Annotated in this window: 14 protein-coding genes and 1 pseudogene; 4 read left to right on the top strand and 11 right to left on the bottom strand. The window is 46.0% G+C overall.

Annotation, left to right across the window (positions count from 1 at the left end; all coding sequences use genetic code 11):
* Window positions 1-243: 243 nt before the first annotated feature.
* The 3 genes and pseudogenes from C5S62_RS06710 to C5S62_RS13880 all read left to right on the top strand — a co-directional run bounded on the left by C5S62_RS06710 (window position 244) and on the right by C5S62_RS13880 (window position 1,714).
* A complete protein-coding gene (locus C5S62_RS06710; protein ID WP_104404624.1) occupies window positions 244-849 on the top strand; it encodes a helix-turn-helix transcriptional regulator in 606 nt (201 codons plus the stop codon).
* 240 nt (window positions 850-1,089) lie between these two features.
* Window positions 1,090-1,218 (top strand): annotated as a pseudogene (locus C5S62_RS14105) (hypothetical protein); the annotation flags it as partial.
* Between the two features lie 52 nt (window positions 1,219-1,270).
* Window positions 1,271-1,714: a hypothetical protein gene (locus tag C5S62_RS13880; protein ID WP_104404623.1), complete on the top strand. Its 444-nt coding sequence runs from the start codon at window positions 1,271-1,273 to the stop codon at window positions 1,712-1,714.
* A gap of 100 nt (window positions 1,715-1,814) precedes the next feature.
* Here the strand turns inward: C5S62_RS13880 and C5S62_RS06700 are convergent, their stop codons facing one another.
* The 11 genes from C5S62_RS06700 to C5S62_RS06650 form a co-directional block, all read right to left on the bottom strand.
* Window positions 1,815-2,882: an esterase-like activity of phytase family protein gene (locus C5S62_RS06700; RefSeq protein WP_104404626.1), complete on the bottom strand. Its 1,068-nt coding sequence runs from the start codon at window positions 2,880-2,882 to the stop codon at window positions 1,815-1,817.
* 33 nt (window positions 2,883-2,915) lie between these two features.
* Window positions 2,916-3,953, bottom strand: a complete 1,038-nt coding sequence (locus C5S62_RS06695; protein WP_104404622.1) for a GNAT family N-acetyltransferase — start codon at window positions 3,951-3,953, stop codon at window positions 2,916-2,918.
* A gap of 52 nt (window positions 3,954-4,005) precedes the next feature.
* Window positions 4,006-4,923 (bottom strand): DUF2156 domain-containing protein, encoded by a 918-nt coding sequence (locus C5S62_RS06690; protein ID WP_104404621.1) that lies wholly within the window; start codon window positions 4,921-4,923, stop codon window positions 4,006-4,008.
* A gap of 42 nt (window positions 4,924-4,965) precedes the next feature.
* On the bottom strand, window positions 4,966-5,607 hold the full coding sequence (locus C5S62_RS06685) for a NigD-like C-terminal domain-containing protein (RefSeq protein ID WP_104404620.1): 642 nt from the start codon (window positions 5,605-5,607) through the stop codon (window positions 4,966-4,968).
* Window positions 5,604-6,755: a 1-acyl-sn-glycerol-3-phosphate acyltransferase gene (locus tag C5S62_RS06680; protein WP_104404619.1), complete on the bottom strand. Its 1,152-nt coding sequence runs from the start codon at window positions 6,753-6,755 to the stop codon at window positions 5,604-5,606. The genes C5S62_RS06685 and C5S62_RS06680 overlap by 4 nt, the downstream gene beginning before the upstream one ends.
* A 42-nt stretch (window positions 6,756-6,797) precedes the next feature.
* The gene (locus C5S62_RS06675) at window positions 6,798-7,787 is read right to left on the bottom strand and encodes a D-alanine--D-alanine ligase (protein ID WP_104404618.1); all 990 of its coding nucleotides are present in this window, start codon (window positions 7,785-7,787) and stop codon (window positions 6,798-6,800) included.
* 68 nt (window positions 7,788-7,855) lie between these two features.
* Window positions 7,856-8,950 (bottom strand): RluA family pseudouridine synthase, encoded by a 1,095-nt coding sequence (locus C5S62_RS06670; RefSeq protein WP_104404617.1) that lies wholly within the window; start codon window positions 8,948-8,950, stop codon window positions 7,856-7,858.
* The gene (locus C5S62_RS06665; RefSeq protein ID WP_172486284.1) at window positions 8,947-9,639 is read right to left on the bottom strand and encodes a PASTA domain-containing protein; all 693 of its coding nucleotides are present in this window, start codon (window positions 9,637-9,639) and stop codon (window positions 8,947-8,949) included. The genes C5S62_RS06670 and C5S62_RS06665 overlap by 4 nt, the downstream gene beginning before the upstream one ends.
* A gap of 206 nt (window positions 9,640-9,845) precedes the next feature.
* A complete protein-coding gene (gene rpmH / locus C5S62_RS06660; protein ID WP_104404615.1) occupies window positions 9,846-10,004 on the bottom strand; it encodes a 50S ribosomal protein L34 in 159 nt (52 codons plus the stop codon).
* A gap of 211 nt (window positions 10,005-10,215) precedes the next feature.
* On the bottom strand, window positions 10,216-11,313 hold the full coding sequence (gene trpS, locus C5S62_RS06655; protein WP_104404614.1) for a tryptophan--tRNA ligase: 1,098 nt from the start codon (window positions 11,311-11,313) through the stop codon (window positions 10,216-10,218).
* Window positions 11,314-11,674: 361 nt separating this feature from the next.
* Window positions 11,675-12,061 carry a helix-turn-helix domain-containing protein gene (locus C5S62_RS06650; RefSeq protein ID WP_104404625.1) on the bottom strand — a complete coding sequence of 129 codons (387 nt, stop codon included), beginning with the start codon at window positions 12,059-12,061 and terminating at the stop codon, window positions 11,675-11,677.
* 139 nt (window positions 12,062-12,200) lie between these two features.
* On the opposite strand from C5S62_RS06650, the gene C5S62_RS06645 reads away from it, so the two are divergent.
* Window positions 12,201-12,608 carry a cupin domain-containing protein gene (locus C5S62_RS06645; protein ID WP_104404613.1) on the top strand — a complete coding sequence of 136 codons (408 nt, stop codon included), beginning with the start codon at window positions 12,201-12,203 and terminating at the stop codon, window positions 12,606-12,608.
* Window positions 12,609-12,997: the final 389 nt, after the last annotated feature.

The following is a 12,997-nucleotide window of genomic DNA, read 5'->3' as shown; positions in this document are numbered from 1 at the left end:
CGGGACTTCCTCATGGAAAGCCCCGCTCCGCTGTTACAAAGATACAACATTTTCGGCCCAAAAGCAAGAAATGTTAAAATTGCGAAGCGCAAAAAAATGACCTTCCTCGCAGCCAGCAATAGCGACCTGCAGCACGGTACCCGTGCCTGCGGAACATAACCATCTGCAATTAAACAGTCTTCACTAACGGTCTGCCAACTAATTTTCGTAACTTCGCACCGTTATCTCCACACATCCCCGCTTATGAACACCCCCCGAATAGCCATCATCCTGACCGACACGCTCGCAGCCATCGGGCTGGCAGACATCATCCGGCGCATGATGCCTAAAGCGGAAGCACATATCCTGCACGATGTGGAAAAACTGGCGGCTGAAAACCACCCGCAGTTTTTCCACTTCTTCACCGACACACAAATCCTCATGGAGCACGCCGCCTTTTTCCTTTCAGTGCAGCACCGGACTATCGTTCTCATACACGGCGATGAAGCGGTCCGCCTGCCGCAAGGCTTCCACACACTCAATGTGCGTCAGACCGAAGAAGGACTGATCCGCAGTTTTCTTCGTCTGGCCGGAGCTGCCCACGGGGCACACGGCCGCGAGCCTGAAGCCGTGAAACAGGCCAAAGGGTGCCCCCCTCCCGTCACCCAACTCACCACACGCGAGACGGAGGTACTACGACTAGTGGCAAAAGGCCTCATCAACAAGCAAATAGCAGACCACCTGGGTATGAGCACCACCACTGCCATCTCACACCGCAAGAACCTGACAAAAAAACTGGGCATCAAAAGCATTTCGGCACTCACCATCTATGCCGTAACGCACGGCCTTATCAAGGCGGAAGAGGTTTAAACCGTTCCAACATATACCACTAATTTCTTATCAAAAAGAATAGGAAATTCGTTTTTTTCACGATATTGCAACCATCAAAGTATAGTGAAAACACTGATTCGCCCTAGAGAAAAACTACTCAATATCATTAAGAATCCTTAGATTTGAAAAGTATGATTACACTCAAAATAGCACATATACTTCATCTATTTTTAGGTGTTACTTTTATTATCTCAGGGATATCAAAAGCTTTCAACATCCATGCGTTTTCTATGGAGTCACTGCAATACCAATCATGACTTTTGCTCTAGCATGCTTTCTGAAGAATGCAGAGAAACAAATTGCGAAGATAGTGCACATGGTTGTGGTTGGGTATGGGTCAACAGTTGCAACGGGCAGTGTGTTATGATTTATTTTTATTCATCTAATTCTTTTCACGACAATGAAAACACATTCCAAAACAGTTTATTTTCTTTCAATCTTAGGATTGTCGGCAGTATTGTTCCTCAGTTTCTGCTGGACGGCAGCTTTCTCTTTTTATGCCGCGGCATGGGCACAGTCTGCCCTTTTCTTCGGCTTCGCATGGATTTGTGCGGATAAGATGAAGGAACGCCCGCTGACACTGACGGCCATTGCAGTCGCCATCATTCTGGGACGCCTGCTTCCGGAACTGCCCATCAGAATTTCCGATTTTGAGAACAGCCGCATTTCCATCGTTGTGACATTGATTTCCATCATTGCCGTCATTCCGGGAACCGTCTGCTACCGTGAGAAGCGGAACAGTGTCTACACGTTGTCGATCATCATCCTTGTGTTCCTCAACACGTTTGTACACTGGTCATGGCTGGAGATTTACACCAGGCATCACGGTTTCCACATTTCATGAAACCGATACTGCCGGCGGCATGCCGACATCTACAGACGCGGGCGGCAGAGAAGTCGATTCTCTGCCGCCCGCAGTTATTTTCCTTTGGGAGGATAAAACGTCAGGGTAGAATCAATACGCGAATATAGTCTTTCAAACTGACCGGCCCGACACCGAAGCCGCCTTGCGAGTCGCTGATGAGCAAGAGCGTTTGCCGACCGTCGTTCAAAACACGGCCGAGGCACATGCCTTCATAGTTGGCAAAGGATAAATTAAATGGCGTGAGTTTGGTTACCCAACGGGCCAGTAATGTTTTGACAGGAAAACGGTTGGAGTCGATATTCCGAAGATCGGCGGACGAGTCTATCTGCCAGCTCTCGCGGGGATTGATGATGAAAAGTTTGCAGATGACCTCCGAACTCATATAACCGTTTGACACATCGGCCTCACGTTCCAACACAAGCAGCCGGCCGTCAGGCAAAGCTGTAAGAGCGGGCACGCCGAAAGCATATATCTTACCGAAATCCTCACTCTTGCCCCGGTCCATACGATAAGGATATTGCGCCACAGGCTGGAGATTGTCATCGAAACTTTGCAGACGCAGCAGATTCTGCTCACCGGGATGCAAGGGACCTGAGGCGTATCCGTCAGCCGGCAGGGTGCTTTCGGTGGTTGTCCAGAAACGATGGGTTTCGGGACTGTAGCTCAAGGCTTCGAAACCATAATTGTCCACAATGCGCTCCCGACCGAATATCGCCGGCACATTCAGTTGGCGACCGGTGGGTTGCCCTTTCAAATCGTACTCCAGAATTTTCTGGTCACCCTCACCGCTGATGAAAACAGTGCGTGCAGACGGAAAATAAGCTACTCCCTCACAATCGCGCACAGAATGCCCCTGCGCGTCTGTCTGCGGGCGGGAATTACCATAAAAGCCCTCAAGATAAACGCTTGCCACTTGGCCGGTCGTAGCGTTCTGGTCGATGCGGAACACAAAGAAGCCGTCGGCCGGCTCCTTATCGCTCACCACGGCATAACGGCCATCGCCCATCGGAGCGATACCACTATAATTGCCGGTACCTATTTTCCACTTCGAAAGAGATACCTGACCGAGGTCCACGGCCTGCTGAGCCGCGGCCATAAAAGATCCTCCCATCAACAGACATAAGGATAAAAACAAAGAATGTCTCATAACGGCTTTTCTATAATTAAAATGGAACATGTGTCACTCATCAAGCATCATCTCGACATAGGTTGGCTGGGCTGAAAGGAAAAGGGCTGCCAAACCGCCGGGCGTGACAACGGTATCGGGCTGACGGTCGGTGATGCGCAGTTTGCCGTCCTCAATAATATAATAGCCGTTGTTCTCGGGTATGTGCATATCCCCATCCACCCCTATATGAATTTGAAAACCGGGATAAGCCCGAAGTACAGAACGCAGGAATTTTTCTACATTTATTACGCGTGCCATAGCATAAGGCACGGCTTGTTTCGTACTTCCGGGCACCGGCACGCGGGCATAGACTTTATCGGCACCGGTCTGAGCACAAAGATAGGATACGAAACTATGGCGGACTTTTTCATCGGCCACCAGCTGGCTACGGAAAAAGATCCTGCCATCAGCCTCACGCACCGCCAGACAAATGCCTGCTATATGCTGACGCCGCCGTGCCACAAGAACGTAGCCATCTTCGAGATCGCATACGGACAATGCGGCGAAAAAATCATCATGGGAAGGATGGAACATGAAATCATAGCCGGTATTACGGCGGAAATAGACATATAAATCCTCACCCCATTCTTCAGGACGCTCTACCGTTACGCTATCATCCAAATCATCGCCGGCAGTAAAGGAAACTTCCATACGATAGGTCGATGTCCAATAGGCGCCATGGTCTTTATCTTCATAGAAACGCCGCAAATCCTCACTGCCGGGAATGAGGAAACTGAGCGTCCCGCCCTGACGGTACAAATCCCGATGAGCCTGATACAGAATTTGTGAAGAAAGCCCCCGACGGCGGAAATCAGGATGCACACACAGACCGGAAACATAACCGGTATAAAGCACATTCCCATAAAAAGTCATGCGATAAGGCAGCAACTGTGCGGCTGCAACAACATCACCATAGGGACGCGCAGTTATATTGCGCCCGGGACGGTATTTATCTTCAAAATAAATGTCGAGAAAATCATCGTTTTCATGAAAGCAGTTTTTCCACAAATCACGCGTTTGCTGTTTTAATTCTTCAGGAGAAAGAAGCATAATATATACAGTATGTAAAATTATTATTTCTTGCCACAAAACATAGGTACCTCTAAAGGGCTCCAAGCGGATGTTTTGTCATTACCGTGTATTTATGTAACAACATTACCGGCTGATAAGATTCTTTGGCACGGCGCAGCCCTTCAATGCCCAAGTCTTCTTCGCGATTGATGTAAACATATTGCTCGGGGACGCGGCGGACAAACTCACGATTAATAACGGCATAGGCTCCATCATACTCCGTATCGGCTTTCTCAACACAAACATCGAACGTGTCATAATTGACAGGAGCACCAAAAGTAAACGCAACCAACCGGCCTTCAACTCTCAAGGCACCGCCCATTCCGCCAAGATTGTCCCAATTATCGAGCACATAACTCATTGAGCGGCGTTCGTCCGCATAACTCAGTCGGGCACTGTTTTCTATCTTCTGACTGCTCCATCTCGTTTCAAGTTCCAGACATTCCCTAAAGATGTCAGGAGTCAAAGAAAGATATTCATAATCGGGATAAAGCTTTTCAAAACGGTTGGCATGATTGCGTTTCGGTTGTAACTTTTTGCCAGACAATGAAGACAAGGACTGACGGTCATAGATGTAATCGGTATAAGTACGGTCTGCGGTGGCATAAAAATAGCCGGGCATGGCTTCATCAAGAAACGTCAGGGTATTTTCACAGACTCCAAGCATCAAAAACGGCTCATCTAAAGAACGGGCGTCTTCCAAAAGAGCAGACATCACCCCGCGCCAATCCCCTTTTCCTGTCGGAGCCAAATAAGCCAAATGACCATTGGCCTTAAAACGGAAAAGTAGCCAATTATCCCAAATGGCCATTTCTGTATCGTAAAGAAAACGCCAGCTCATCAAATTCATGAAATTTAAATCGCAATTGCGGCATTCTGTATGAAAAACCCGCTGGCGGACTATATCATGGCATGCCAAGGTGATTGGCTGAAATGCTATTGAGGACATAAATTCTGCTGTCTGATAATTTTTATGACACAACTAAAATCTTTAAAAAACAAAGCGGCGCACACTTACCCCATCATAAGTATTGACTTGCACCTCCACCGAGTCACGGCCTGATACTAGATGGGAACCATAACCGTATAAAGGACAAGAAAGACAAATCTGCCTTTTATAATCTGTTCCGTCTCCATGCCGGTCATGGTAAAGAGACAGGCGAAGCAACTTGACACCATCATTTACCTCAATAACACCTCTGTCTATGAATCCCCAGAAATGGCCAGTCCCAGAGGTTTTTATCTTCAGAAAGAAATTGAGATATCTTCCACTATGATTAATGGCGTCAACATAAACCGGATCCATACGTATCATTGCCTGATCAAACTCTCGGGGAGGAGAAGAAAGAACAGAGGACACACCATGCACAATTGTTTTCCCGCTTGCTCCAATTTCGTAAAGAACTAAAGCTCTAATTGCAGTATCCGGCGTTAAATTTCCCCATGCCATACCATTTGATACCGCAAGGGTATCTGCATCATCACGTACCAAATACGCAGTCTGCCCTATCTCATCTGTCAGGACTTCAACCAGTTCCTGTCGATAAGCAGGCCAAAAAGCGTCATCACCATTACATGTAACGGCCATAAATAGCAACGACAACAAACATAGCATAGAGAAAACAAGTCTCATACTGTGGCATTAATATAATTACGCAACGGATTGGCATACATCACTAGTATGCGCTCACGAAGAAAGGCCTCATCCTTGCCAGGCAACTGTATCAAAGCCAGACGCTGATTCAAATACTCTTCAAAGTTATTATGCTCCTCTGGGGTATACTTATCACTAAACCTTGAAGTAGCGTCCAACATGTCTGCAGCAATGTAATTATTGGAATACAGGTGATAACGGCTATGTATTTCTATATCCATGCGCCGCGCCAGTTCGCCAAAGAATCTGTTCTTTGGCAAATCCTTCAACTCGTCTATCCATACATTGATACACGGAGCGGCTTCATAATGTATTTGTCCCTTATAGCCAAAAATGCCGGTTTGCATATTTTTCAAATCATCGGCCTGAGTTTTCTTGAATTCAGGAACATCGCGTTTCAACTGAAATTCCTGAGCCTTCAAATAATCGCAGGGATCGTATTCGTAAGATATAGTCAATGGCACAATATTCAACTCCTTCAAGCTCTCTATGGGCGTACCTTCCCCTCCCATGGCCATCATCTTCAATACAGACTCTTGCGTACGGTCATCAGAATCTTTAGCTCGTCCCTCACGCTGGGCTATCCAAATATTTTCATGCTTCTGCCGGATGGCAAAGTGCATATAACGGCTCATAAGACGACTACTTTCCAACATCTCTCTTACGCCTACAGAACGTTTCACTATAAAGGATTTATTTAAACGCACCAACGTTTCTATCCATGGAGTAATCAGCAGATTATCGCCTATTGCTATTTCAACAGTAGTAGGGAATCCCTTTTCTATGAGAAAAATATCAAGAAAAGCCGCATCAAGCACTATGTCACGATGATTGGAAACAAAAGTATATCCGCGTTGAATATCAGATAATGCAGTTATGTTCATGCCATATCCTACACTTGTTTTTGACAATAAATCCATCATCAAAGCATAAAGAAACTTTTTTTGGAAATCCACATTGTCCGTACAAGTAGCAGCCAAATGGCGCAAATCATCAACAGTTTTATCTTTAAAGAAAGACAAAGCTATTTGACAGAAACTTTCATCAGAAAGCAGCCTATCAAATGCCGCCGGCATTTCTTCAGGGGAGTAAGGACGTATATCGTCAAACTCTACAGGTATATTCATATTGTAAGGATTTTTTATTTAAACGCACAGATCTTCTCCCATTTAAGCAAAACGCCCTTCTATAATATCTGAAAAAACATCTTTGAGTTCCAAGCCAGCTGCACGTACCTGCTGAGGTATGAAGCTCGCGACAGTCATACCTGGAGTAGTGTTTATCTCAAGGATATTAATGGTTTCATTACCTTTCTCTCCGCTCAGAATATAATCAATCCGAATGATACCATAGCAATTCAACATTTTATAAATACACTTGGTCATCTCACTAACACGTTGCGCAGTTTCAGGAGCTATACGTGCTGGAGTTATTTCTTGACTTTTATTATGATATTTCGCCTCGAAATCAAAAAACTCCTGCTCTGTCACAACCTCTGTAATAGGGAAAGTAAAAATCTCGTTGCCACGTTTATAACAACCACAGGTAATTTCCGTTCCTACCATTATCTTTTCTACCATTACCTCAGGGCTTTCCTGCATGGCCTTGGCTATTGCGGGACGCAAGCCATCTATGGTCTTTACCTTTGTTACACCGAAACTACTGCCACCTGCATTGGGCTTGACGAAACAAGGCAATCCCAAACGACTGACAATCGCTTCATCGGCGGGCAATTCATCGCCCTTACGCAACAGCAAGGAATCAGAAATATTAAATGAGGAGTCGGAACGAAGATAATTATTGAGAGCGAATTTATTGAACGTTAAAGCTTCAACCAAAACATCACTTGTGGAATAAGGCAATCCGATAAGATCAAAATAACCTTGAAGAAGACCATTCTCACCCGGAGTTCCATGAATCGTTATGTAAGCGAAATCAAACGTATGGCGTCCATCTGCGGCATTAAAAGAAAAGTCATTACGGTCAACGGAACAAAGTTCTTCACCATAGTTTACTTGCCATTTCTTACCTTTCATTTCAACCACATAACAGTCATACTTATCCTTGTCCATGGAAAAAAGAATATTGGCTGCACTTTGCAATGACACACCATATTCAGAAGAATCGCCGCCTGCAACAATTGCTATCGTCCTTTTCATTTTTATAGTAACCTTTATATTATTGAGTATTTTAACTGCAAACTATCAAATTCATTACAAGACAATCATCAATCCTTACCGTCTGGGCGCTGTGTTGCCCCCTTTAGGAAGATACGCCACTTCTCCAAAAGCCTTGTCATATCAACGGGAAGCGGTGCTGAAAAATCCATTTGCCGACAGGTAGCAGGATGCTCAAACCCCAATGTTTCGGCATGAAGCGCCTGTCGCGGACATAAGGCATAACAATTACGTATAAAGGCAGAATAGTTTCCCGTCTGCTGACCGCGCAAAATCTGATCACCGCCATAACGTTCATCGTTGAAAAGCGGATGACCGATATGTTTCATGTGGGCACGTATCTGATGAGTGCGCCCGGTTTCCAGAATACATTCCACTAAAGTTACATATCCAAAACGTTCTAGTACACGATAATGGGTGACGGCATGTTTACCAACATCCGAGCCGGGAGGAAAAACTGCCATTTGCATACGGTCGCGTGGATTACGGGCTATATTACCCTCTATACGTCCTTCGTCTTCCGTAAAATTCCCCCAAACCAAGGCATTATAACGCCGCCGCGTTGTTTTATTGAAAAACTGCACACCGAGCTTTGTTTTGGCTTCGGGAGTTTTAGCGACCACGAGCAGGCCTGACGTGTCTTTGTCAATGCGATGTACCAGCCCCACTCCGGGGTCGTTAGGGTCATATCCCGGATCATCACGCAAGTGCCACGCTATGGCATTCACCAGCGTACCGGTGTAATTGCCACATCCGGGATGTACCACCAAACCGGCCGGTTTGTTCAAGACGATAAGCTCTTCATCCTCATAAACAATATCGAGTGGAATATCCTCGGCCTCTATTTTATTTTCGTAACGCGGCCGGTCGAGGAGAAGAGTAACGACATCTGCCGGTTTCACCCGATAGTTGCTTTTCACTGGTTGGCCGTTCACATGAACGAAACCTGCCCGCGCCGCCGTTTGCAAACGGTTGCGCGATGTATCCGGCAGGTGATCAAGCAGAAACTTATCGACACGCAGCAACTGCTGCCCACGATCAGCCACTACCCGGAAATGCTCATAAAGTTCCGCATTTTCATCTTCTTCCAACCCTATGGCACGAAAGTCCTCCTCTGTGCCTAAACTATCTTTCTCTACCATCATTCAAACGCTTCCGTACCTATTTCACTTTGTATATCCGTTTCACCTCCGCCTATTTCGAGCAAACTGTCATGACTTTCATCCAGAGAAGGGAAATAGGTATAATCCAAGCTGTCGCTAGCATTGAACTCATCATAAACATGCCCATCACCCACAACAAGTGTAACGGGAGTGACAACAGACACACGGGTGCCGCTACTCACCACCTCGCCATTGACCTTAAGTGAATAGACCCAATCCTCATCACCAAGAATAAATTCAGTGCGCAAATACTTGAAACCTAATGCCCGTAGTTTGGCTTCCGCTTCACGGCGTGAACAGTTTTCAGCCAAATTCGGCAGGGTTATAGCGCGTGCGCTGGAAGCGTTTATGGTCAGTTCCACAATACGTCCGGTCTTTACCTGCTCTCCCGGACGTATGGATTGTTCCAAAACGACATCTCCCACAAAGGTGTCGACATAACCCGTGTCCGCCACCTCACACTGCAACCCCAATGCCTCAAACTTTTGCCGGACGTCCTCCAGTTTCAGTCCCCGAACGTTGGGTACCTCCACCGTTCTGTCATGATTGGTATAACATTGTAAGAAACTGAGGCTTCCTGCCACCAAAATGCCCAATGCCACCATCACTCCCAGGCAATTGCCTACAAGCAACGGGCTAAAAAGTTTTCTTAAGAATGCAGATATTGTCATAAGAGGATCATACGTCTTTGTCACTAAAAAAATCCGGAAGGCCGCCACTAACATTTCCAACAATCACCGCACAACAGACGTACCGACTGCCGGCAGCAAGCCTACATACGCGCAAATTTACTACAAAAAAACGGAAGAAGTAAAAGTTCTTTCATTAAAAACCTTTACTTCTTCCGCCGACAGGCTTTCAACGAAAGCCTCTGAATTTATTTCTTACCGTGCACTTCGTCAGATACGGTCAGTTTTTTACGACCTTTGGCACGACGGGCAGCCAACACGCGGCGACCGTTTGCAGTCTGCATGCGCTGACGGAAACCATGTTTGTTGCTTCTCTTTCTGTTGTGGGGTTGAAATGTTCTTTTCATTGTGTTATGCTGTTTTTATTTTTAATATTCGGATGGCCTTTACATGTCATAATACTACAACACGGCTTCGGGCTGCAAATTTAGACATAATATTTAGATTGGCAAAGAGTTATAGGTATATTTTAACTAAACGAGGTATAGTCTGCCCGGCTACAGAGACTCCGGACACGGTTAACACCATTATCAGCCACGTCCCCCGCCACGCCACATCTTACTCTCCGCCGGCAAAGCGACAGGCTTGTTCTGCAATCAGATCCGCATCATCAAAATAATTGATTTTCATAGCACTACGAACGTCCGCAAGGGTATCTGCCGCTACAGAGCGAGCCTCCTCACATCCTTTTCTCAGCATGTCATAAACGGCAGGTATGTCCTTTTCAAACTCTTTGCGGCGGGCACGTATAGGTGCCAGTTCCTCCTCCAAGATGTTATAGAGAAAACGCTTTACCTTCATGTCGCCCAAACCACCACGCTGATAATGAGCTTTCAATTCATCCAAATTAGGATAATCGGGCAAATAACGGCTGAAATGGTCTTGCTTGCAAAATGCGTCAAGATAAGTAAACACTGTATTTCCTTCCAAATGTCCGGGGTCACTGACGTGTACATGCAAAGGGTCGGTATACATAGACATGACTTTCTTCTGCACTTCATCAGCCGTTTCGGCCAGATAAATGCAATTGCCCAAACTTTTGGACATCTTGGCCTTACCGTCCGTACCCGGAAGACGCAGGCAAGCGGCATTGTCAGGAAGCATGATATTAGGCTCTACAAGGGTGTCGCCATAAATATAATTAAAGCGGCGTACTATTTCCGTAGCCTGTTCTATCATAGGCTTCTGATCCTCACCGGCAGGCACGGTGGTGGCGCGAAAAGCGGCAATATCGGCAGCCTGACTGATGGGGTAAGTAAAAAAGCCCACAGGAATACTCGACTCAAAACCACGCATCTGTATTTCCGTTTTCACCGTCGGATTACGCTGCAAACGGCTTACACTGACCAAATCCATGAAATAGAAGGAGAGTTCGCACAATTCCGGAATCTGGCTCTGTATGAAAAGAGTCACCTTTGCGGGATCGAGCCCGCAAGCCAAATAGTCGAGAGCGACCTCTATCACATTCTGACGTACCTTTTCAGGATTCTCCATATTATCTGTCAAAGCCTGAGCATCGGCAATGAACACGAACATCTTCTTGAAATCGCCTTCATTCTGCAATTCCACCCGTCGACGGAGTGAGCCAACATAGTGGCCTATGTGCAAACGGCCGGTAGGGCGGTCACCAGTCAATATTATTTTATCCTGTGCCATATAAAAATCTTGTATCTATTAAAAAACGGCTACAAAAGTACGCATTTTTTTAGGGATTTACGTGGAATGGATATTGATATTTCAGCAAGAGAGGCCATTTGTCCTTATCACACCGCCAACTTATATTCCCCACCACACCGCTGTTGGATCCACAAAATAGGCCGGCTCGTCCCAAACCATACATTGACCGGAATTAAAGCGCTCTCCCGCCGCACCCAAAGGTTATCCTTGAAAGTCTTAAAAAGGCGACGACAACAGTAGCCGATACGCTTTACGAGGCAGAAAAATCACCATCGTCCGCCGTCTTTCAACCGGCAAATCCTTTCTTTAAGCCGCCTTAAGCAACTCTCGTAAAGAATCTTCATGAATTCGTGACGAAACGTTGCCGGTTGGTTATCACGCACTCAAAGTTTTCCATAGCCCAACTGATAAGGCCTTCCAAATGAGGCATAAGGCTGCCGCCTAAATCTGTCAAGGAATATTCCACCTTAGGCGGTATCTCCGCATACACCTTCCGTCGGACCAAACCATCAGCCTCCAGACTTCTCAATGTCTCGGCGAGCATCTTCGGAGAAATATCAGGAATGGCCCTGCCAATGGCACTGAAGCGCGTGGCCCCGTTTTCCGCCAGCAAGCATAATATCAGCATGGCCCACTTACCGGAAAAATGCGATATGACATTTCTGACGGGACAATTATCAACACAAATATATTTTTTCAGTTTTTCTTCAGACATTAACGTGCTCATTTTCAAAAAAAGTTACTTTAAAGTAAGTATCTTACAAATTTGTAATCTCTTGTAAATCAATATTTTCATTATTAACTTTGCACCATCAGAACAATAGCGGGTCATAGCCGCAAAATTAGCAAATTAAACTCAAAGTACAATGGAAACAAAAATTCTCAACAGAGGCGCTAAATTCTGCCACGTATCAACCGGTGCATTGAACGGTTGTGAAGAAAAACAATTCATCAAGGCTCTCACCGGTGCCACATCCTGCGAAATTTCCTTTGCCTCATTGGCCACAGGAGCATCTGTGCCTTTCTTTCACTCCCACAAAGAGAATGAGGAACACTACATCATCCTTTCCGGCAAAGGAAAATTTCAAATAAACAATGAGGTATTCACCATTGCAGAAGGTTCGGTTGTCCGCGTTGGCACAAACTGCGACCGCAATCTCAAATGTACATCATCGGAACCAATGCGCTATATCTGCATTCAAGCTAAAGAAGGGAGCCTTGAGAACTACACGATGGCTGATGCCGAAATTACCGAAAGAAGCAACCTACTTTAAACTCAGAGAACTTTGTAAAGCCTGAACCTAGCTCATCAGTTTTTTTCAGCAGCGCGACAAACGACACTGCCATACAATAAATCCTGATGAGCCAGGTTATTTTGCGGACAACACACAATCATTCACACACTGTCCCCCAACGGGGCAACCCAAACTTCCGGGCGGTCAACCTCATATTACGCCCGAAATGTAGCCCTTGTCCCAACCTCCCTCACATCTTAACGCTCACTCCATGAGAATTAAGAGCCTCGCCATACTTTTGCAAGGCCACAATCTCCCTTGCGGCAAGCGGCCAACCGCCCATCCTTCATTTTAACATTTCTTGCTTTCGGGTCGAAAATGTTGTATCTTTGTAACAGCGGAGCGGGGCTTTCCATGAGGAAGTCCCG

Origin of the sequence: Prevotella sp. MGM2 (genome assembly GCF_002933955.1) — a bacterium.
Taxonomy (GTDB): Bacteria; Bacteroidota; Bacteroidia; order Bacteroidales; family Bacteroidaceae; genus Alloprevotella.
This window is presented reverse-complemented; position numbering and strand designations above follow the sequence as displayed.